We start from the raw sequence: 20,140 nt of genomic DNA on the forward strand, positions 1-20,140 counted from the left end.
ATGGAAATCAACTCAGGTTTCTTCAGGAGAGAAGATGAATAAAAAACTGATTTTAGGCAGCCTGCTGGCCGCCGTTGCGCTCAGTGGCTGCAGCTATCCCCACCAGGAAAAACTCACCCCCGAACGCCTGCAACAGCACCCTTATGAACTCGTCAGCATTGACGGCGCACCGATAGCCAGTCAGAGCAGCCGTAGACCGACTCTCGAATTCAGCGAAAAGATGCACGTCTCAGGCGCTATGTGTAACCGCTTTATGGGACAAGGACAGCTCGACAACGATCGACTCTTCGTCAGGCAAATGGCCTCAACGCGCATGCTTTGCGCCGACAGCCAACTCAACGTCGGCGACCGGCTCATCGCCGAGATGCTACAGAATGGCGCGAAAGTCTCCCTGCACGGCAAACAGCTCATACTCCGCGAAGGCGAACACGAGCTGGTCTATCGCGCCAAATAGCGTTAGGGCAAGACAGTATTACTCACCGCCATTAGTGTTGTGGCAAGGCGGCCACAGAGTGAGTCCCGATGAGCTGACACACGTCAGTGATTTGGGTGAGCGAAGACAGCCAACGCAGCCACAGCGCTGGGGCGAAGAGGCATTCCTCACAGCCATTAGTGTTGTGGCAAGGCGGCCACAGAGTGAGTCCCGATGAGCTGACACACGTCAGTGATTCGGGTGAGCGAAGACAGCCAACGCAGCCACAGCGCTAAGGGCGAAGAGGAATTTTAGGTACAGGCACCGCTCATCACAGCCGACTCCCCGCATCGACGACCATTAGACATCTGGCACATGCCTACTGAGGTACCGTCGAGTTGGCGTGCGAGCTGTAGCGTGCCTCCGGCCATTGAACAGGCTGCTGCGGCAGGGCTGTTACTCAGGTTACGATGGGCAATATTGAAGCTGTTACCCTGCTGTTGAACTTCCGCACTTTCTTTATTGCTGCTGCAGGCAGCTAAAACCAATGTGGCGCCAGCCAGTAGAAATCGTAACCCTGTTTTCATGCACCCTGCTCCTGGATGATTATTTCGTTAAATTTAACGAGAGTCATCATAGCCGAGCTTTTCTGCTAACGTCGAGTCCTGAAAAGAAGTAAATAGCCACTTTTCTTAAAAATTTATATCCAGAAACAGATTATTTCCGTTTGTTATTTATTCTGCTCATAGAGTGGACGCTTATTAACCCGAAATTCTTCTTAAATCACAAAAAATTCGCCCTTGGGATGAAATAATATAAAAAAGGAGGAAGTCTTTTATGCTGACAGATTTTTTAATCAGAATTGCCGTTGCCGGTGTCCTTGGAGGACTTATCGGTATTGAAAGACAGCTGCGTGCAAAAGAAGCCGGTTTACGTACCCATATTTTGGTCGGCATCGGCAGTGCGATGTTTATGATCGTCTCGAAATATGGCTTTGAAGATATTCTTAATCAGAGCCACGTCAGTTTTGACCCCAGTCGTGTTGCCGCGCAGGTGGTCAGCGGCATGGGTTTCTTGGGTGCCGGTACCATCATTATTCAAAAACAAATCGTCAAGGGACTGACCACCGCCGCCGGGCTTTGGGTGACCGCGGCAATTGGTTTGGTCATTGGTAGCGGACTGTATGAGATTGGGGTCTATGGCACCGTATTAACGCTGCTGGTTCTTGAGGTATTTCGTCAAATCAGCAACCGTTTAATTGGTCATCATCATCTGATCGAAGTCCGCCTGAGACCACAAAGCGTCCCTCAGGTATTAATTGCACTACAGAAAATGCGTATCCGTCCCGGCCATATAAAAGTCAGCCAAAAGGATGACGATGAAGATAAATGTGAGCTTGTTATGGACGTCGTATTATCGCCGCGTCAGAAAATTGAAGCCCTCTATGAGGCCATAATGTCGGTAGACGGTATTAAGCGGGTAGACGTTAATTAAGGCGCACAGAATCACCATAACGCATTGAATTGCAAATGCAAAATTTGAATAACTAATCCCAATCTATCTATATGCGGCAAAGATTTGCCGCATGATAAGCTTTCCCCCTCTCTTTATAGTCGTTATTTCCAACATGGCAATAAAAGCTGCAACAGTAATGTTTGGGGAAGGTGAAGTGTGCCCGCTTGGTTTTCTTTAGCTGTAGATTCTTTTTGGCCCATGCTTTATGCAGGGCTGACATTTACCATTCCACTGACGCTGATAGCGTTTGCTTTGGGATTAACGCTGGGTTTTATTGTGGCATTAATTCGCCTTTATGGCCCCGCGCCACTGCGAAGTTTCGTCCGCTTTTATGTCTGGCTTATTCGCGGTACTCCTCTCCTGGTGCAGCTTTTCCTGATATTTTACGCCCTGCCGAGCGCAGGAATTACTCTCGACGCTTTTCCGGCGGCGGTGATAGGCTTTACCCTGAATATCGGTGCTTATACTTCTGAGGTGATTCGAGCCACTCTATTATCGGTGCCAAAGGGGCAATGGGAAGCGGCCCATTCCATTAGCATGAGCTGGTCCCAGTCTTTGCGCCGGATTATTCTGCCGCAGGCCGCTCGCGTCGCCGTCCCACCGCTGTCGAATACCTTTATTTCATTAGTCAAAGACACCTCCCTGGCCTCGGTGATTACCGTGCCAGAGCTGTTTCTGGCGGCGCAAAGAATTGCCGCCGTAACCTATCAGCCCCTCATTCTTTATACCGAAGCGGCCATCATCTATTTACTGATCAGCTCCGTTTTATCCGCATTACAGAGCCGTCTGGAAATCAGACTGGCCAGAAATACCGCAGTAAAGGAAAACTTTAATGATAACGCTATCCGGAGTTGAGAAAAGTTTTGGACTAAATAAAGTCCTGAACGACATAGCGCTGACGCTCGAAGAAGGCAGCGTAACTGCACTGATCGGGCCTTCAGGCAGCGGCAAAAGTACCTTATTACGCTGCATTAATTTATTGGAAATTCCTCAGGCCGGGCAATTAAAGATTGGGAATGAAGAAATACGTTTTTCCCCAAAGATGCGCATCGGCAAACGAGATATTCGCCGAATAAGCCAGCAAACCGGCATGGTATTCCAAAATTTTCAATTATTCCCTCATCTGACCGTACTCGAAAATATCACCGAGGGATTGGTCGTAGTGCATAAATGGCCGTTGGATCGGGCGATAAAACGTGCCGAAGCGCTGTTGGCCAAGGTAGGTATGCAGCATAAGCGTGACGCCTGGCCTGCCACACTCTCCGGTGGACAGCAGCAGCGCGTCGCCATTGCACGCGCTCTGGCCCCTTCGCCCAAGGTGCTGCTTTGTGATGAACCGACCTCAGCGCTGGACCCTGAGCTGTCGCTTGAGGTGGTCGCGGTATTAAAGCAGCTGGCACAGGAAGGGACCACCATGCTGATGGCCACTCACGACCTGCGCCTGGCGGCGAATATCGCTAATAACGTCGTCTTTCTTGAGGCGGGTGAAATTGTTGAAAGCGGTACCTCAGAGGCTATTTTCACTCAGGCCAGGAAAGCACGAACAAAGACCTATATTTCAACGTTAACCAATACCCTTCCCGATTCATGGGAAATCTAAAACAAAAAAATCAATACTAATAATCTTAAGGAGTTACTGATGAAAGTAATAGCGACGGCATTATTGGCCACGGCACTGCAATTTAGCGTTTCTCACGTTGCTTTTGCCGAATCAGATTTGGCAAAAATTCACTCGGCAGGCGTGATCAAATTTGGTACGGAAGGCACCTATCCCCCGTTTACCTATCACAACACCTCGGGTGAGCTTGTCGGCTTTGACGTTGATATCGCACGGGAAGTTTCTAAGCGTATTGGTGTTAAAGCGGAGTTTGTCGAAGGGAAATGGGACGGGCTGATTGCGGGCCTCGACGCCAAACGCTATGACGCGGTGATTAACGAAGTGTCCATCACACCAGAGCGTCAGGCAAAGTACGATTTCTCTGACCCGTATATTGCGTCAAAAGCGGTACTGATCGTGCGCAGCAACAACAACACCATCAAGTCATTTGCCGACCTGAAAGGCAAGAAATCGGCGCACACCTTGACCAGCAACTATGCACAACTGGCGCGTAAATACGGTGCGGAGATTGTCGGTACTGACGGTTTCGACCAGTCCGTCTCTCTTGTTGCACAGGGCCGCGCGGATGCCACTATCAACGACAATCTGTCGTATCTCGACTTCAAAAAACATAAACCTGACGCGCCGGTCAAGATTGTTGCTACCGAGTCAAACGCCGAGCAGGAAGGCGTGCTTATCAGAAAAGACAACCCGGATTTACAGCAGGCAATCAACAAAGCATTGGCTGAAATAAAATCCGACGGCACTTATCAGCGCATTTCTAATCAATATTTTGGTGCTGACGTTTCCAAATAATCACGTCGTTCCGCAGTGGCATGACTGCCGCTGCGGAGACGTCTTTCCGCCTTCTCCCGCGATTTTACAGGTCAGAACATGACAATAGCCTCAACGCCGGTATTCACGGTGGTACAACCTTCGGCAGTGCTCGCCGATCCCCACATTCTTTCTGACATCCGCGACCGACGCAGCATCATTGACTCTATCTATGATTCTCTGGTGCGCCGCGATGACCATGGACAATTTATTCCCTGGCTGGCGACGCATTGGAGGGTTGAGAATAAGGGACTGCGCTGGTGTTTTAATCTGCGAACAGACGTCATATTTCACAATGGCTCCGCGCTTACCGCGCAAGATGCTGCAGGCTCCCTGCGACGCGCGCTTTCCGCCGACATGCCCGGCGAACTCGGCACCGAAGGGGTTTTGCGTGGCTATCTTGAGGGGGCGAAAATAGCCGCTACCGATGACAGTGTGCTGATTGTGGAAACGTTAAGCCCCTTTGGCGATTTGCTGGATTTACTGGTGGATATTCCCGTCGTAGAGACGTCGTCACTGCCTAAATTAATCGGCAGCGGACCTTATCGGGCCAGCAGCCAGCAGCCCGGCAAGGTCGTTTTGCAAGCGTTCAACCCACATTGGGCCGGCCCCCCGCCCGCTCAATCACTGGTCTGGCTCGCTGAACCCGATGCTAAACGTCGTTTAGCCCTGTTACAACAAGGCAAAGTGGATTTAGCCGTCGATACCCCGGCACACTACGTGACAGGGTCACATGATAATTTTCAAATTCTAAAACGTAAAAGCACGCTGTGCGTGATTTTTCTGTTTAACCTCTTTAGCGGCCCCTTGCAGGACGTTCGCATCAGAAAGGCGCTCAATTATGCGATAAACCTGACAGACATCATCAACGACCCAGCGATTGCGGCAGGCCAGGCAGCGCCGCTGGCAGGTCCGCTGAGCCCACGTCACGCGGGAACACCGGCAGACCTCTGCGCTTATGCTTATAATCAGCAAAAAGCACGCGAGCTGCTCGCCGAGGCCGGCTATGCGCAAGGTCTTACGCTTGAGTTTTCATTACCGGCTACGTTCCCCGATGAGTCAATTCCGCTGGCTGAACGCATCGCCCAGCAGCTTAAGGACGTAGGGATCACCGCCAACCTGACGGTTTACCACGACAGGCCAGCCTATGCGCATCGAGTTCGTGACAAGCAATTTGGCGATGTAGCCTGCTTTGACTCAAGCCCCGCCAGCGCCTGGCGCGTGTATATCGAAAAGCTCGACTCCCGTCGTCAAGGCCCGTGGTGGCAGGGATACCACAGTGAAACACTGAACGCCCTGCTGAACGAGATAGCCGCGACACAGCACGCCGAACAGCGTCAGGCGCTTCTGGCGCAGGCATTTACACTTGTCCACCATGATGCGCCGTGGCTTTTCCTCTACGCGCCAGATAACCACTGGACGCTGGGCGAAAAAGCCAAGGGATGGCAACCCACCTTCGAAGGACGCGTACGCATTATTGCCAACCCAGATGGGGGTACTCATTGAGAAGCAAGCACGGCGACAGGTGTATTTTTGATACAGTGATTGACCGCCGATCGCGGCATTCCACCAAATGGCTAGCGGTCAAAGAGGGCTCGACGCCGGAGAATGCCTCGGTCATCCCCCTTTGGATAGCGGATATGGATTTCCGCTCTCCGCCTCAGGTTTTGAGTGCAATGCAGCAAGCGATAGAGCATGGGATCTTGGGCTACAGGGAGTGGCCTGAGGACTTTTTCAGCCTTTTTTGCCATTGGCAGTCCTCGCGACATGGCTGGGAAATTGATCCTGAATGGGTTGTGCCGTGCCAGTCGGTTATTACCGCGATGGAGCTCATCATCCGAACGTTGAGTGAGCCCGATGACGAGATAATTATTCTCTCGCCCGGTTTTGGCACCTTTAACCGGGTCATTCACCATACTGGTCGTCGCCTGGTTGATGTCCCCTTGGTTGAACAGGACCGCCAGTATGGATTGGATATCTCACGCATCGAGGCGCAGATTTCTCCTCGTAGCCGAATATTAATCCTCTGTAATCCCCATAACCCGATTGGCAAAGTGTGGAATAAGCAAGAGTTGGCGCAGATAGGCGACCTGTGTCAGCGTCACGGCCTGCTGCTGCTCTCCGATGACGTGCACCAAGACTTGGTCATTGGTGAACGGCCTTATACCCCTATCATGTTACTCAATGATAAGGTTGCCGATTTCTGCATTACTTTCACCTCGCCCTGTAAGACCTTTAACCTCGGCGGGTTGCCGGTCACTCATCTGGTGATTAAAAACGACGCAATCCGTAGCAGGATTCGCCATGAGCTTTACCAACTGAGCGTGCACAAGCCGAACTCTCTTGGCATGAGTGCCTGCGACGCGGCGTATCGCGAGGGAGAACCGTGGCTGGACGAACTGCTCGGGTATTTAAAGGCCAACTATGCCCTGCTCAAGCAAGGGCTGAACGCAGGGTCAAGTATTCGTTTGTTTCACACCGAAGGCAGCTATCTTGCCTGGCTGGATTTTCGCCGTGCCGGACTCACTCAGCCCGAGCTGGAACACCGGTTGCTGCATCAGGCAGGGCTTTTGCTAGAAAGTGGCCTCAATTTTGGCCCAACTGGTCAGGGATTTATGCGCCTGAACTTTGCGTTGCCCAAATCCGAACTGGAAACAGTGATAGAAAGGCTGCGGCATTATTTTCCGGCCTGACCCTTTTTGTTGATAGGCCAGGCAAGTGAAGCTCCCACGACTTCTGTCCCTATCTCTTACTTTCCCAAACCGGCAGCGAGGTCAACCAGGTTTCACGCTGCGCCTCAATGATGGCACCTCGCCGGGCGTTTGCATGATATTCGCCTTTTTCGCCTGGTTTATGAGTGGCTGTCGGTAAACTAAAAGAGGCGGCGCGGATCGGCGACTCATATCTCGGTTGGCCGATGCCGTTATCTGCCCACGAAAGCAGAGGCACGATGCGTACGCTAATACGGTCCAGCGTTTTATACGGCCACGGCTTTGCTTCATTGCTGTACTGCGCCATAAAATCCAATGATTTCAAGACGCTTCCGCCGTCGGGCGTCGTGTAGTGCCACAGGTCTTGCCCCCCCTTCTGACCGTCAGCCTTCTGGTCAAGGATGGCCAAAAGGCTAACAGCCTGCAAATTGAAATAGCTGTAGTGGAATGAACGCGTTCGCGCCAGTTCGAGCGGCTGAGTACCGTCGGGCCGCAGTTGGGTGTCTAGTTTGCTTTCAGTGAGCGCCACCATCTTTTTTATCGTTTCCGGTCGGTCGAGATACCAGGCGATGCCCGCCACCTGCGTCGCGTACCAGTTACCGTGGTTATTTTTAGTTTTACTCTCTTTAATTGCCAGCTTACTGGTCTGCAACCAGTGCAAATATTCCTGCATCCATTGGCGCAACTGGCGCTCATCGTCAGAGGACCAGGCGGCGTTACCGCGCAGCATCAGCACGGAATCAACGATTCTTGTTGCAAAATAGCGGCCATCGAGCACGCCCGCGTTTCTGCCCGCACTCATTCCGGGCACACCTTGGGCAAAGTTAAGATTAGGATTCATGCGCGTTGCCGGCGTGATAAACCAAGTGCGCAACATGCTTGCGGCCTTATCGGCATAGCGCTGCTGCCCTGAAAAATACCAGGCGAGGGTGAGATCCTGAACCTTTGCAGTAAACGCCGCGAGCCGCACGCCGTCACTCTGATTATTTTTACTGGCAGGATTTACTTTGCCGTCTCGGCGGATCCAGGGCTGTCCATCGGTTTTACTCGGATCCGGCCACCAGTAGGCGCTCAGACTCAGGTAGTCGTGTTTAGTCCCACTTGGCGGCGTCATCCCCTTTTCGGTCACGCTTGGGTTCGGCGTTTTCAGCGCCCGATTAGCGGAGGTAATAAGCAGGTCATAGGCCTCTTGGGTGGACGTTGCCGCTTTCCCCTGCTCAAGTTGATGCTTTACCTGCAACAACTGGCTGGCCTGCAAGAATGCCAACGCTTGTGGACCCGAATCGGCAGCATACGCAGCGCACCCTGCTCCTGCACTCAGCATGAAGGCAATGCTTATGGCCACTTTGCAAAATCGACTCATCTTCCGTCCTTCTAATTATTAAATTTAATAATTTCCGAAAAACACCGATAGCTGTTTAACGCCTTGAGGAAAGATACGCGAGCATGGGATTATTTATCAATAGATAATTTAATAGAGTGAAGCCTAATCGAAAATTCTTTATAGAGAGAGATTCTTATTGCACCAGATAAAGGTGCGCAGCTAACACTGGCTGAAATTTACGACCAGTAATAATTTAATATAAAAAAGAACATATCACACCACGTCGTTAGTAACGAAAAGGTTAATTAACCGAGAGGTATTATTCAGAAACCCGATCAATAAGTAATTATTTAATCATTTCAATAAACCCCTCTTTTTGGCAAAAGAAAAGATTCAAGAAAATGGCGCACAGTATAAATATGAAATTACCCTGTTCGAAGAAGGTACGATCGGCCCTGAGGAGCCAATAGCCCTATTCATTAAATTCCACATTTCGCTCTACGTCGAAGTATCAGCGCGGCAAACCGCTAATCTTTCTCTTACATATTCGTAGGGAGAGAGATAATGATCGCAGTGCTTTTTGAAGCTGAGTCCAATATTACTCTGCAGGAAAGATATTTGGCGCTCGCCGCCGAGCTAAAACCGATGCTCGCAGAGATTGACGGGTTTATTTCCATAGAGCGTTTTCAGAGCCTGGCATCAACGGGGAAAATTCTATCACTTTCCTGGTGGCGCGATGAAGAGGCGGTCCTGACCTGGAAAAAGAATATCTTCCATATGAGCGCACAGGCGGAAGGTCGGGATTCTATTTTCACATTTTACAGAATTCGTATCGCTCAGGTCATACGCGATTATTCATCGGAAGACAGAGGATAACAAATGTACGATATTCACGTGATTCTGAAGAATATCCCGGGTGAACTGGCCTGGTTGGGTAAAATACTGGGGCATCACGGCGTCGGTCTGGAAGGAGGCGGCATTTTTACGGCAGGTAATGAATGCCACGCGCACTTCCTCGTTGAGGAGGGTAATAAAGCTAAATGGGTCCTTGAGAGTGAAGGGTTTAGGGTCAAAAGTATCAATGAACCCATCATCAGAAAGCTTAAGCAGGAGTGCCCCGGCGAGTTTGGCGAAATTGCCGCCGCGTTGTCTAAAAACGGTGTTAATATTCTGACTCAGTACAGTGATCATGCCAATAGACTGATTTTAATCACCGATAATCAACAAATTGCAGCTAAAATTACTGAGCCATGGGCTCCGGTTTCCTGATAAATATGCTTAACAAAATCGAAGTCGATGATAGTGATACTCAGCTCGAATCCTCTATGGCGGCCCTCGCGGCCGCCATGTCTGACCCGTCGCGCGTCAAAATGTTGTGTGCGTTGATGGACGGGAGAGCGTGGACCGCCACTGAACTCAGCGCCGTTGCGGATATTGCTTCATCAACGGCGAGCTCTCACCTGAACCGGCTGGTCAATAGCCATCTGATCACTTGCCTTTCGCAGGGGAGACATCGTTATTATCGCCTTGCAGGCCATGAAGTTGGGCAGTTGGTCGAGATGATGATGGGTGTGTCGTGGAAAAGAATTCCCCCGCCTAAAACTCGAACTCCGGTGCAATTGAGAGTGGCACGTACCTGCTATGACCATTTGGCCGGAGAAGTCGCGGTAGAAATTTACGAATCTATGAGGCGCGAGGGCTGGATAAACGATGATGGCACTCACCTCACGGAAAAAGGTCACGAAAATTTTCAGCAAATGGGCGTCGTGCTTGACCCTAAAACCAAACGAAAGCCTTGCTGCGCCTGTCTGGACTGGAGCGAACGACGCTCTCATCTAGGGGGAGATGCTGGCGCTGCTTTTTTTACTCTCTGTGAACACCGGGGTTGGCTAAAACGCGTTCAGGGTTTCAGAGAGGTGAATATCACCTCATCAGGAAAGGCTGCCTTTCGAAAATGGTTTGCTCTGTCAGGCAATCCAGACTGACCCACTACGCCCTTTTATCGCAGGGACTCAGCGGCCTACTCCTGTCAGTCCTCGAGAAATTCAGGCAGATTTACCTTAGTCAGATAATGCCGCTGTATGCCTGCTACAGGAGAATCAGGCCCCCTCAATGATTCCCTCGCTGTTGCGACTATAAACCCCAGCGCCCCCCAGCCGCTCGAATCAATAAATTGTCCGTTACAGCGCCTCAATCGCTTAAAAAGTTCTTCCCGCTCCTGGTCGGTAATCATGTCGGTGACGGTGATATCCAAAAGCACGCCCTACTTCGAGGCTGTGCCGAAATACTACGGGCATCGCAAAACGGTCCAAAAAAAGCTAACCCGCTTATTCAAACGTGAATCGCTTCACATTAATTCTCCCCAATCCTGCAATATAAAATGCTATACATTTAAAAATGAAACGTTGTTTCATTTTTAAATGGTCGGGTTCATCCCGTAACCAGCACAATTTATGTTTTTAGGATGAGAACAATTATGTGGGAATCTAAGGTATTGATTGTTGCGCTGTCATGCGGAATAAGTGCGCAAGTCTTGGCGGGTACTGTGCCTGAAGCGAGCAGTCTGATTTGGCACAGCATCACCTTCGGTCAGTCGACCGACGTTAATTTCGCCACCAATGTCCTGCAGGATAAAATTGGCATCAATGAAACGCTTCTGGCGGACGGGAAATCCGTTCCCACGGCCGGTGTAAAACTTGCCACACCTTTTACGCTGGAAAGTCGAGGCGGTAAAATAGGTAACAGCCATGACGGCCTGACTTATTTCTATACACGACTGCCGGCTGATGTAAATTTCCAGCTGGAAGCCGATGTCACGCTGAATCAATTAGGTCCTGAAAACGGGGCAAAACCTGCCGGACAGGAAGGTGCCGGATTATTAGTACGCAATATCCTGGGCAAGGCACGGCAACCAGTAACCAAACCCGGCGTTGAGGAGCTTCCGGCAGCCTCCAATATGGTGATGAACACGGTAATGGCAATCGGAGATAAGCCACAGGAAGTAGCCTTAATAGCCCGCCAGGGAGTGAAACATCCATGGGGTAATATCGGTATAGGTATTGTGCGCGAGGCCTATCATCCTTTGACAACGCCTGCACATTTCTCTTTGCGACTGACTCGGACCGATAATGGGTTTGAGGTCTCCTATGCGCCAGAAAGCAGCCACCGGTGGGTAAGTAAAACTCTCAATGGCGCTGACCTGATTACAAAGCTGGATAAAACGGGTTATTACGTTGGGTTTTTCGCCTCGCGCAACGCCCGCATTACCGTTAACCATACCAAACTGATACTCAGCGCGGCCGATACCCAACCGTCTCCGCCTTATGTCGCGCCGCCTCTCGAGCCCCATATCGAGATCATGTCATCGCCTGTTGTAGCAAGCCAGAACGGCATTTTCCAGCTGCGAACCAATGAGCGCGGGCAGATACAGATCAAAATGGGTGAACAAACGCTGCTTAGCCAGACGGCTATTGGCGGTGGTGAAGCGGTCGCTGTACCATTTCATCTCCAACAACCCGAGGGCAAAATAAACATAGAATTTATCCCGGATAACGCTAAACCCCTGAGCCGCATTTTCCCTGTCAAACGGGTGCCGGTGAGTCATCCGCAGCGGCTTTACGTTTCAGCCAAGGGGGCAGCAGATAACGATGGAACTCGGCAACATCCGCTGGATTTCGCGACCGCAGTCAACCTGTTAGCCCCCGGCGGCACGCTGTGGATGGCTGACGGTGAATACCCTGCCAGCGAGATCCCGGCAACGGCGAGTGGCACGGCAAAAAAACCTAAAACGCTGCGTCCGGAGAGTAATAACGTGGTGTTCAACGGGCTTACCCTCGACGCAAGCTATTGGCAAATTGAGGGGATCACCGTGACTCAAAAGAGCTTTCACATTGCTGGTAGTTATAATCACATCAACAACGTTAAGGCACATAACGCAGACGATACGGGTATTTGGGTTGCCTCACCGGAGGGTATTGGCCGCGCACTTTGGGCCAGTCATAATCTAATAAGCAATTCAGAATCCTGGGGAAATAAAGATCCGGGGCATAAAAATGCCGATGGATTTGCAGTGAAAATGCGCGTAGGAGAGGGAAATCGCCTCGTTAACTGCTACTCGCACGATAACATCGATGACGGTTTTGATTTGTTCAACAAGATTGAAGACGGTCCGAACGGCAGCGTCACAATAGAAAACAGCCTCTCGGTACACAACGGCAGCAACGGCTTTAAACTCGGCGGCGAAGGCCTGCCTGTCGCTCATGTTATCCGCAATAATGTTGCCGTAGAAAACGGCATGGACGGCTTCACCGATAACTTCAACCCAGGTGCCTTGATCGTTGAAAATAATCGTGCCGTTGACAATAAAAGATTCAACTTCCTGTTCCGTCCTTCACCCTATACCCCAGCGGATAAACAAGGAACGTTTAAAGCCAATATTTCGCTGAGATCCTCAGAGGGCAGATATAACGATGTAGTCAGCGGAAACGTAGACAGCAGCAATTATTTCTATGCCCATCGCAGAACGGTGAATGCTTTGCATCAAGAGATCCAGCCCGACAGCTTTATTTCCACGCGGCTTCCAAGCCCCATTTCACGTCTTCCTGACGGAGAATTTAATTACTCCAATTTTTTAGCAAGGAAATAAAGGCAGTTTCATTAACAGGAAGAGACGCTAAATACCCTAATACTGCTCAATATTTCAGGGAGCTCTAAAATGATAAATCACAGACTGCTGATCTGCGGCCTGCTGCTGGCCAGCGCAAGCAGTCATGCCGTTACCCTTGATATTCGACACGAATGGCTTGATGACAGTAAACAGCATAAAGACCGGATCTTAATATCACACCGCTTTGCCAATGGTATCGGTTTATCTTTCGAAGATAAATGGCGCTCCGGGGATAATAACCCCAATCAACCGTTTAACAGAATGGTGGGTAACGGCACGGAAACGACGCTTACCTATCAATATAAAGCAACAAAGTCGTTTTTTTTGCAGCCAGGATTTGCCGCAGAGGTGAATTCCGGCAATAAAGTCTACAAGCCGTCGTTGGCCGCTGGATACACTTTCTCCAGCGGCATTTATTTTAATACACGCTATCGTTATGAAGAGACACACTATGACAACGGTAATAATGATAAAAAAACTCATCGCGGAGAGATTTGGCTCGGCTATCGCCTTGCCGACTGGCGTTTCGAATATAACTATATTTATAAACACAGTAATCAGGTTCTGTTTGATAATGCTAAATGGGACTATGAAGAAGATTTTAAAGTTGCCTACAACATCAATCACCATTGGACGCCCTATGCCGAAATTGGCAATGTCTCGGTTCGAAAAAATACCCACGAAAGGCAGACCCGCCTGCGGGTGGGAATTCAATACAGCTTCTAAGGTTCGGTATAGGAAATGAAGCAAAATCTTGTCGAGTCCCTTTAACACCTCACGACATATCAGAGTACAAGTCTGATATGTCAGGGAATTTTTTAGGGCCTTTGCTGCACAGTCTGACTTTAGGTTAGTAGCAAACAGAACTCAACGCAGAAAACTGCCATGCCTTATACAGCCTCAATATCCTTAAAAACCCAGCCTAACCCCGCTTAAAACGTGTTGGCTTTCGCCCGCGTAATCCGTAACATACACGCCAATTAACTCCGTGCCGCATTTTGTCGGCTGGCGCCAGCCTGAATATTGCCCCACTGGTGCCCTTTTTAGATCTCGAGTGTCGATATAATGTTTGATAATCAAGAAGTTAGCAAGAAAGAGCAATACAACCTGAATAAACTCCAAAAGCGTCTGCGTCGTGACGTTGGTAAAGCTATTGCTGATTTTGGCATGATTGAAGAAGGCGACCGCATCATGGTCTGCCTGTCTGGTGGTAAAGACAGCTATACCATGCTTGAAATTCTGCGCAATTTGCAGCAAAGCGCGCCGGTCAATTTCTCTCTGGTTGCCGTTAATCTTGACCAGAAACAACCGGGTTTCCCGGCGCACATTCTGCCGGAATACCTTGATAAGCAGGGTGTCGAATACAAGATCGTTGAAGAAAATACCTACGCTATCGTAAAAGACAAAATCCCGGAGGGCAAAACCACCTGCTCGCTGTGCTCCCGTCTGCGCCGCGGTATCCTTTACCGCACGGCTACCGAATTAGGCTGTACCAAAATCGCGCTCGGCCATCATCGCGACGATATCCTGCAAACCCTGTTCCTCAACATGTTCTATGGCGGCAAACTGAAAGGTATGCCCCCTAAGCTGATGAGCGACGACGGCAAACACATCGTTATCCGCCCACTGGCCTACTGCCGTGAAAAAGACATCGAGCGTTTTGCGATTGCTCGTGGTTATCCGATTATCCCTTGCAACCTGTGCGGCTCGCAGCCAAACCTACAGCGTCAGGTCATTAGCGACATGCTGAAAGACTGGGACAAACGTTATCCGGGCCGTATCGAGACCATGTTCAGCGCCATGCAGAACGTCGTGCCTTCGCACCTTAACGATACCAACCTGTTCGACTTCAAGGGCATCAAGCACGGTGATGAAATCGTTGACGGCGGTGATTTGGCCTTCGATCGCGAAGACATCCCAATGCAGCCCGTCGGCTGGCAGGCGGAAGAGGACCTGGTAGTCGAACGTCTTGACGTCCTGCAGATCAAGTAATCCCCCGCCTCTGCGGACAAAATAAAAAACGCGCTGAAGCCTAAGCTTACAGCGCGTTTTTTATTACCTGTGTCGCAAAAAATCAGGCCGTCTGTTCTTCCAGCCAACCGATACGCATCTCTGGCACCGAACGCAGCAGCTCCCGGGTGTAATTATCCAAAGGCTCTGAAAGCGTGGTGTTCACCGAGCCATTGCGCACAATCTCGCCTTTAAACAGCACGGCGACTTCGTCGGCAACCTCACGCACCACCTGCAGGTCATGAGTAATAAACAGGTATGAAATACCGGTCTGATGCTGAATCTGACGCAACAGTGCCAACACGTCGCGGGCAACCAGCGGGTCCAGCGCTGAGGTGGGTTCATCACAGACAATCAGCTTGGGTTCAGCGGCCAGCGCGCGAGCAATACAGACGCGCTGCTTCTGTCCGCCCGACAGCGCCGCAGGATAACGGGCAGCCAGTTCAGGACTCAGCCCCACCTGCGTCAGCAGCTCGGAAACGCGCTCGGCACGCTGCTGGCGGGTAAGTTCGGTGAAACACTCGAGCACGCGCGAAATCTGCTTGCCGATAATCTCTTTCGGGTTCAGCGCAGTATCGGGAATTTGATGGATAAGTTGTATATCACGTAGCTGTTGGCGACTGCGCGCCCGCAGACCTGCGCTCAACGCCTGCCCTTCAATGCTCACTTCGCCGTTTTCCGGCTTGTGCAGCCCGCAAATCACTTTGCCTAACGTCGATTTACCGGAACCCGATTCGCCAATAACCGCCAACGTCCGCCCCTGGGGTAGTGACAGGGAAAGATTTTTTAGCACCGGCTGATGATGGTATCGCGCGCTGATGTTATCGATGCGCAACAGCTCGGGCTGATTCATCGGCATCGCCTCGCGCGGTTCACCCTGTGCGGTCAGCAGGCGTTTGGTATAGTCTTGTTCCGGCGCGTGCAGCAGTCTTTCGGTGGTCGCGTGCTCCACCGTCTTGCCGTGCTGCAACACCATGATTCGATTGCTTATCTGCGCCACCACCGCCAGGTCATGGCTAATATAAATGGCCGCTACACCGGAAAGGCGGATGACGTCGGCAATGGCTTTGAGCACGCCAAGCTGGGTGGTCACGTCGAGCGCGGTGGTCGGCTCGTCGAAAATCAGTAACTCCGGTCCCGCGCAGAGCGCCATCGCTATCATGGCGCGCTGAAGTTGCCCGCCGGAAACCTGATGCGGATAGCGCTGATAAAACTGCGCCGGTTCCGGCAGACCCAGCTGGGTGAACAGTTCGATAGCTTTCGCCTGCGCCTGTTGGCGAGGAAGAATACGATGCTTGAGCGTCGCCTCGATAACCTGTTCGCCGATAGTTATCGCAGGGTTAAACGCCGCGCCGGAAGATTGCGCCACATAGGCGATTTTTCTGCCGCGCAGCGTTCTCAACTGCCGCTGCGACTGTCGGGCCAATTCAGTGCCATTAAATCTGATACTGCCCGACGCGATGCGCATGCCGTGACGGCAGTGGCCGAGAATCGCCAGTCCGATAGTCGATTTCCCCGCACCAGACTCGCCAATTAGTCCCAGCACTTCACCGGCCTTCAGGTCGAAGCTGACATTATCGACCAAACGGCGCTGAGTTTTATCGCTCGAAACCACGACCAGCTGCTCAACCTGAAGCAAAGGATTACCCATGATGACCTCCCCATGAACGCGTCGAGCCGCTCATCAGCCAATCGGCGACCGCATTGATGGCGAGCGCCAGAACAGCAATCGCGCCGCCCGGAACCAGTGCGGCCCAGACGCCAAACAGGATGCCGTCTTTATTATCACGCGCCAGTCCGCCCCAGTCGGCCGTCGGCGGTTGAATGCCCAGTCCAAGGAACGACAGTGCGGACAGGAACAGCAAAATAAAGATAAAGCGCAGCCCAAACTCGGCAATCAGCGTTTGCAGCGAATTGGGCAAAATGACTCGCCAGAGGATCCAACCGAGGCTTTCACCGCGCAGTCGGGCGACGTCCACGAACTCCATCACGCCGATTTCAACCGCCAGCGCACGCGCGACACGCAGTACGCGGGTGGACTCCAGCAGCCCTAGCACCAGCGTTAGCGTCAGAATAGTTTTAGGCAACACCGCAAGCACGATCAGAGCGAAAATCAGCGTGGGAATAGCCATGATCATATCGTTGATGCGCGAGATAGTCTGGTCGAGCCAGCCGCCACTCACCCCTGCGATAAAGCCGAGCGTACAGCCCACGACGAAGGCCAGCACGGCGGCCAGAGCGGTAACGCCGAGCGACACCCGAGTCCCCCAAATCATACGCGACAGCAGGTCACGCCCCAGATTATCGGTGCCGAGACGCAGCGTGGCGTCGGGCGCCTGCCAGGCCATCCCGATGACTTTATCCGGCGCATAAGGCGCCAGCCAAGGCGCGAAGACGGCAATCAGCACGAACAGGGTCAGCCCTGTCAGTCCCAGAATTGCGGTTGGTTTTAATGCAGGCATCTCAAAATTCCTTTAGCAGCACTTAACGACGATGGCGTAAACGCGGGTTGGCAATCAACGCCAACACGTCGGCCAGCAGGTTGAGCAGGATGTAAATCCCCGCCAGCAGCAGCGCACAGTCCTGCATGACCGGGATGTCGCGCTTGCTGATGCTGTCCACCATGTACTGCCCTAATCCGGGATAAACAAATACGTTCTCAACGATGACCACGCCAACCATCAGGTAGGCCAGGTTGATGGCGACCACGTTGATTATCGGACCGAGTGCGTTCGGCAATACGTGACGCCACAGAATGCGTGCCGGCGTTAGCCCTTTCAGCAGCGCGGTGTCAACGTAGGCCGCGCTCTGGGCAGCAATCAGCGCCGCTCGGGTCATGTTGCTCATATGGCCGACAATCGCCAGCACTAAGGTAGCGCACGGCAGCGCGATGGCAGACAGTCTTGCGGTGAAGGACATCGAATCAGACAACGTACTGTTGCTTGGGGCCCAGGCCAGCGTGATGGCAAAAATCAGGATAAGCAGATAGCCGGAGAAAAACTCCGGCAGCGCCACGGCGGCGCGCGCTACACCGTTGAGCAACGTATCGATAATCCCCCCCTGATATCGCACCGACAGAAAACCGATACCCAGCGCCAACGGCACGGCAATCACCGCCGTGCACCCTGCCAGGAACAGCGTGTTGCCAAGGCGGACAAACAGCGGGCCGGCGATAGACTCTCGGCTGGTATAGCTGATGCCAAAATCACCGTGCAGAATGCCTGCAAGCCAATTGAGATAGCGTCCAACGGCGGGTTTATCCAACCCCAATTGCAGGTTCAGCTCACGGATGGCGTCGGGCGTGGCGCTCTGCCCCAGAATCGCCGTGGCGGCGTTGCCCGGTAAAAGCTGAACGCCAATAAAGATAAGCACCGAAACGGCCAGCACCATCAACACGCCGTAGCACAGGCGCAGCGCGACCAGTCGCAGTAAAGATGAACGGCCCGAAGGCCGTTGCGTAATCATTTCCGACATACTTTTTTATCCGCGTTATGGCTTCAGCTCTCGATCCAGACTTTTTCCGCCGCGCGGTTGCCGCTCAGCGGCATCCCCGGTACTGAGGTAAAGCCTTTGATTTTGGTTGAACAGCCGTCGAGGGCGTCAGCGTAAAGCGGAATAATTTCGCTGCCCTGATCGACCAGCATCACCTGAATATCGTGATAAATCTGCCTGCGGCGCGCTTCGTCCTGCTCGCCTCGCGCGGCTTTTACCATCGCGTCAAAGGCCGGAACGTGCCATGCGGACTCATTCCAGGATGACTGGCTGGTAAACACCAGTGACAGCATGGCATCAGCGGTCGGGCGGCTGGCCCAGTTAGAAGAAACAAACACCTTTTTCTGCCAGGTATCGTTCCAGAAAGCGTCATCCGGCACGTGATCGACCTTGAGATCGATACCGGCCTTGGCGGCAGACTGCTGATAGAGCTGTGCCGCGTCCACCGAACCGGGGAAACCGGCATCGGCAACGGACAGGGTTAATGGACCGGTAAAGCCTGACTTTTTCCAGTGGAAGCGTGCCTGATCCGGATCGTAAGGACGCTGCGGAATGTCTTTGGCAAAGTAGCGATTCGACGGGAAGAACGGGTTATCGTTCGCCACGCTGGCGTAGCCGCCGAGCACAGTGTTGATAATTTGTTTACGATCGATGGCGTATTTTAGCGCCAGACGGCCGTCGACATTGTTGAACGGCGCAAGATTAGACAGCCCCGGGAAGGTATAAATTGCGCTGTCTTTCGCTCGCACCAGCTGAATATTCGGCATGTGCTGAATACGGCCCACGATGCGCGGATTAACGCGGTTGATAAGCTGCGCGGAGCCACTCACCAGCGCAGCAACGCGCGCCGTGGAGTCGTTCATCGCCAACGTTTCAACTGAATCAACGTGGCCGCGTTCGCTGTTCCAGTGATTAGGATTACGTTTGGTCAGCGTAGTCACGCCGGGCTGGAATTTCTCGAGAATAAAGGCACCGGTGCCGATGCCTTTGTCGAAGCTTTCGTTTTCTGCGGTAATCACAAAGTGTACCGCGCTCAGCAGCCACACAAACTCGACGTCCGCCGCGTTCAACTTGACAGTCACTTCATGGTCGCCGGTCGCGGTAATCGACTCAACCGGGTCAAGATAGCCTTTGACCGGCGAGGTCGACTTTTCGCCTCGGTGGTGATTAAGCGAATAAACCACGTCTTTGGCGGTCAATGCGCGCCCGTCATGAAACTGCACGCCCTGACGAATTTTCAGGATCCAGGTCTTGCTGCCGTCGGCGGACGACCAGGACTCTGCCAGTGATGGGGCCAGTTCGCCCTTTTCATCTATCTCGACCAGGCTGTTGAAAATCTGCGAGCCGACAAAATACATATAGGTTTCAAACCAGAAAGCCGGATCGAGACGGTCGGTGCTGGAGGCATTATCAATGCCGACCACCAGGTGTCCACCCTTTTTAGGTACCGCTGTAACAGCGGCAAAAGCGTTTGAAAACGGCCACAGAGAACTGGTTGCCGCCACGGCAGAGAGAGCCCCTGCGCCTTTGATAAACGAACGACGATCTATCATGAGTATCCCTTAATGAGAGGCACAGC

Annotated in this window: 19 protein-coding genes; 13 read left to right on the forward strand and 6 right to left on the reverse strand. The window is 52.1% G+C overall.

The genetic code is table 11. The features are described from left to right. The first annotated feature begins 34 nt into the window (after nt 1-34). Complete coding sequence (locus BS640_RS04700) at nt 35-454, forward strand: META domain-containing protein (protein ID WP_084912079.1); 420 nt, start codon at nt 35-37, stop codon at nt 452-454. Between the two features lie 269 nt (nt 455-723). Here the strand turns inward: BS640_RS04700 and BS640_RS04705 are convergent, their stop codons facing one another. Next, a complete protein-coding gene (locus BS640_RS04705) occupies nt 724-999 on the reverse strand; it encodes a putative hemolysin (RefSeq protein ID WP_017492830.1) in 276 nt (91 codons plus the stop codon). A gap of 250 nt (nt 1,000-1,249) precedes the next feature. Here BS640_RS04705 and BS640_RS04710 point away from each other — a divergent pair, with 250 nt between their 5' ends. From BS640_RS04710 to BS640_RS04735, 6 genes are all read left to right on the forward strand, one after another. Then, nucleotides 1,250-1,906 (forward strand): MgtC/SapB family protein, encoded by a 657-nt coding sequence (locus BS640_RS04710; RefSeq protein WP_017492831.1) that lies wholly within the window; start codon nt 1,250-1,252, stop codon nt 1,904-1,906. A gap of 177 nt (nt 1,907-2,083) precedes the next feature. Continuing rightward, nucleotides 2,084-2,782, forward strand: a complete 699-nt coding sequence (locus tag BS640_RS04715; protein WP_084912080.1) for an amino acid ABC transporter permease — start codon at nt 2,084-2,086, stop codon at nt 2,780-2,782. Continuing rightward, complete coding sequence (locus BS640_RS04720) at nt 2,760-3,527, forward strand: amino acid ABC transporter ATP-binding protein (RefSeq protein WP_017492833.1); 768 nt, start codon at nt 2,760-2,762, stop codon at nt 3,525-3,527. The genes BS640_RS04715 and BS640_RS04720 overlap by 23 nt, the downstream gene beginning before the upstream one ends. Before the next feature lie 39 nt (nt 3,528-3,566). Then, nucleotides 3,567-4,340: an amino acid ABC transporter substrate-binding protein gene (locus tag BS640_RS04725; RefSeq protein ID WP_084912081.1), complete on the forward strand. Its 774-nt coding sequence runs from the start codon at nt 3,567-3,569 to the stop codon at nt 4,338-4,340. Between the two features lie 78 nt (nt 4,341-4,418). Further along, nucleotides 4,419-5,864 carry an ABC transporter substrate-binding protein gene (locus tag BS640_RS04730; RefSeq protein WP_017492835.1) on the forward strand — a complete coding sequence of 482 codons (1,446 nt, stop codon included), beginning with the start codon at nt 4,419-4,421 and terminating at the stop codon, nt 5,862-5,864. A gap of 35 nt (nt 5,865-5,899) precedes the next feature. Then, on the forward strand, nt 5,900-7,051 hold the full coding sequence (locus tag BS640_RS04735; protein ID WP_241528107.1) for a MalY/PatB family protein: 1,152 nt from the start codon (nt 5,900-5,902) through the stop codon (nt 7,049-7,051). Nucleotides 7,052-7,100: 49 nt separating this feature from the next. Here the strand turns inward: BS640_RS04735 and BS640_RS04740 are convergent, their stop codons facing one another. Further along, nucleotides 7,101-8,432 (reverse strand): alginate lyase family protein, encoded by a 1,332-nt coding sequence (locus tag BS640_RS04740; RefSeq protein ID WP_084912082.1) that lies wholly within the window; start codon nt 8,430-8,432, stop codon nt 7,101-7,103. A gap of 525 nt (nt 8,433-8,957) precedes the next feature. Here BS640_RS04740 and BS640_RS04745 point away from each other — a divergent pair. The 6 genes from BS640_RS04745 (at nt 8,958) to ttcA (ending at nt 15,051) form a co-directional block, all read left to right on the forward strand. Further along, entirely contained in the window at nt 8,958-9,269 is a 312-nt protein-coding gene (locus BS640_RS04745; protein WP_084912083.1) for an antibiotic biosynthesis monooxygenase family protein, read from the forward strand. Nucleotides 9,270-9,272: 3 nt separating this feature from the next. After that, on the forward strand, nt 9,273-9,662 hold the full coding sequence (locus BS640_RS04750) for an amino acid-binding protein (RefSeq protein ID WP_084912084.1): 390 nt from the start codon (nt 9,273-9,275) through the stop codon (nt 9,660-9,662). Nucleotides 9,663-9,667: 5 nt separating this feature from the next. After that, nucleotides 9,668-10,378 (forward strand): ArsR/SmtB family transcription factor, encoded by a 711-nt coding sequence (locus BS640_RS04755; RefSeq protein WP_026110665.1) that lies wholly within the window; start codon nt 9,668-9,670, stop codon nt 10,376-10,378. Between the two features lie 491 nt (nt 10,379-10,869). Next, nucleotides 10,870-13,038 carry a right-handed parallel beta-helix repeat-containing protein gene (locus tag BS640_RS04765; RefSeq protein WP_084912086.1) on the forward strand — a complete coding sequence of 723 codons (2,169 nt, stop codon included), beginning with the start codon at nt 10,870-10,872 and terminating at the stop codon, nt 13,036-13,038. A 69-nt stretch (nt 13,039-13,107) separates the two neighbouring features. Continuing rightward, complete coding sequence (locus BS640_RS04770; RefSeq protein WP_017492843.1) at nt 13,108-13,785, forward strand: oligogalacturonate-specific porin KdgM family protein; 678 nt, start codon at nt 13,108-13,110, stop codon at nt 13,783-13,785. A gap of 339 nt (nt 13,786-14,124) precedes the next feature. Further along, entirely contained in the window at nt 14,125-15,051 is a 927-nt protein-coding gene (gene ttcA / locus BS640_RS04775; protein ID WP_017492844.1) for a tRNA 2-thiocytidine(32) synthetase TtcA, read from the forward strand. Between the two features lie 82 nt (nt 15,052-15,133). Here ttcA and BS640_RS04780 read toward each other — a convergent pair whose 3' ends face one another. Genes BS640_RS04780 through BS640_RS04795 form a run of 4 tightly spaced genes read right to left on the reverse strand, consistent with a single transcriptional unit; the run spans nt 15,134 to nt 20,111 of the window. Next, nucleotides 15,134-16,720 carry an ABC transporter ATP-binding protein gene (locus tag BS640_RS04780; RefSeq protein WP_084912087.1) on the reverse strand — a complete coding sequence of 529 codons (1,587 nt, stop codon included), beginning with the start codon at nt 16,718-16,720 and terminating at the stop codon, nt 15,134-15,136. Then, nucleotides 16,713-17,531, reverse strand: coding sequence for an ABC transporter permease (locus BS640_RS04785; RefSeq protein ID WP_017494412.1), 819 nt, complete (start codon nt 17,529-17,531; stop codon nt 16,713-16,715). Before BS640_RS04785 ends, BS640_RS04780 begins: the two co-directional genes overlap by 8 nt. Before the next feature lie 22 nt (nt 17,532-17,553). Then, the gene (locus tag BS640_RS04790; protein ID WP_084912088.1) at nt 17,554-18,543 is read right to left on the reverse strand and encodes an ABC transporter permease; all 990 of its coding nucleotides are present in this window, start codon (nt 18,541-18,543) and stop codon (nt 17,554-17,556) included. Nucleotides 18,544-18,566: 23 nt separating this feature from the next. Continuing rightward, nucleotides 18,567-20,111, reverse strand: a complete 1,545-nt coding sequence (locus BS640_RS04795) for an ABC transporter substrate-binding protein (RefSeq protein WP_193791207.1) — start codon at nt 20,109-20,111, stop codon at nt 18,567-18,569. Between the last annotated feature and the right edge of the window lie 29 nt (nt 20,112-20,140).

Origin of the sequence: Rouxiella badensis, assembly GCF_002093665.1 — a bacterium.
Lineage (GTDB): Bacteria > Pseudomonadota > Gammaproteobacteria > Enterobacterales > Enterobacteriaceae > Rouxiella > Rouxiella badensis.

What these genes read in the sequence shown, in the direction of transcription:
- BS640_RS04725 (WP_084912081.1), top strand. Translation starts at nt 3,567, where the DNA reads ATGAAAGTAATAGCGACGGCATTATTGGCCACGGCACTGCAATTTAGC.
- BS640_RS04745 (WP_084912083.1), top strand. Translation starts at nt 8,958, where the DNA reads ATGATCGCAGTGCTTTTTGAAGCTGAGTCCAATATTACTCTGCAGGAA.
- BS640_RS04770 (WP_017492843.1), top strand. Translation starts at nt 13,108, where the DNA reads ATGATAAATCACAGACTGCTGATCTGCGGCCTGCTGCTGGCCAGCGCA.
- ttcA (WP_017492844.1), top strand. Translation starts at nt 14,125, where the DNA reads ATGTTTGATAATCAAGAAGTTAGCAAGAAAGAGCAATACAACCTGAAT.
- BS640_RS04750 (WP_084912084.1), top strand. Translation starts at nt 9,273, where the DNA reads ATGTACGATATTCACGTGATTCTGAAGAATATCCCGGGTGAACTGGCC.
- BS640_RS04765 (WP_084912086.1), top strand. Translation starts at nt 10,870, where the DNA reads ATGTGGGAATCTAAGGTATTGATTGTTGCGCTGTCATGCGGAATAAGT.
- BS640_RS04755 (WP_026110665.1), top strand. Translation starts at nt 9,668, where the DNA reads ATGCTTAACAAAATCGAAGTCGATGATAGTGATACTCAGCTCGAATCC.
- BS640_RS04730 (WP_017492835.1), top strand. Translation starts at nt 4,419, where the DNA reads ATGACAATAGCCTCAACGCCGGTATTCACGGTGGTACAACCTTCGGCA.
- BS640_RS04790 (WP_084912088.1), bottom strand. Translation starts at nt 18,543, where the DNA reads ATGTCGGAAATGATTACGCAACGGCCTTCGGGCCGTTCATCTTTACTG.
- BS640_RS04705 (WP_017492830.1), bottom strand. Translation starts at nt 999, where the DNA reads ATGAAAACAGGGTTACGATTTCTACTGGCTGGCGCCACATTGGTTTTA.
- BS640_RS04740 (WP_084912082.1), bottom strand. Translation starts at nt 8,432, where the DNA reads ATGAGTCGATTTTGCAAAGTGGCCATAAGCATTGCCTTCATGCTGAGT.
- BS640_RS04785 (WP_017494412.1), bottom strand. Translation starts at nt 17,531, where the DNA reads ATGCCTGCATTAAAACCAACCGCAATTCTGGGACTGACAGGGCTGACC.
- BS640_RS04710 (WP_017492831.1), top strand. Translation starts at nt 1,250, where the DNA reads ATGCTGACAGATTTTTTAATCAGAATTGCCGTTGCCGGTGTCCTTGGA.
- BS640_RS04720 (WP_017492833.1), top strand. Translation starts at nt 2,760, where the DNA reads ATGATAACGCTATCCGGAGTTGAGAAAAGTTTTGGACTAAATAAAGTC.
- BS640_RS04700 (WP_084912079.1), top strand. Translation starts at nt 35, where the DNA reads ATGAATAAAAAACTGATTTTAGGCAGCCTGCTGGCCGCCGTTGCGCTC.
- BS640_RS04780 (WP_084912087.1), bottom strand. Translation starts at nt 16,720, where the DNA reads ATGGGTAATCCTTTGCTTCAGGTTGAGCAGCTGGTCGTGGTTTCGAGC.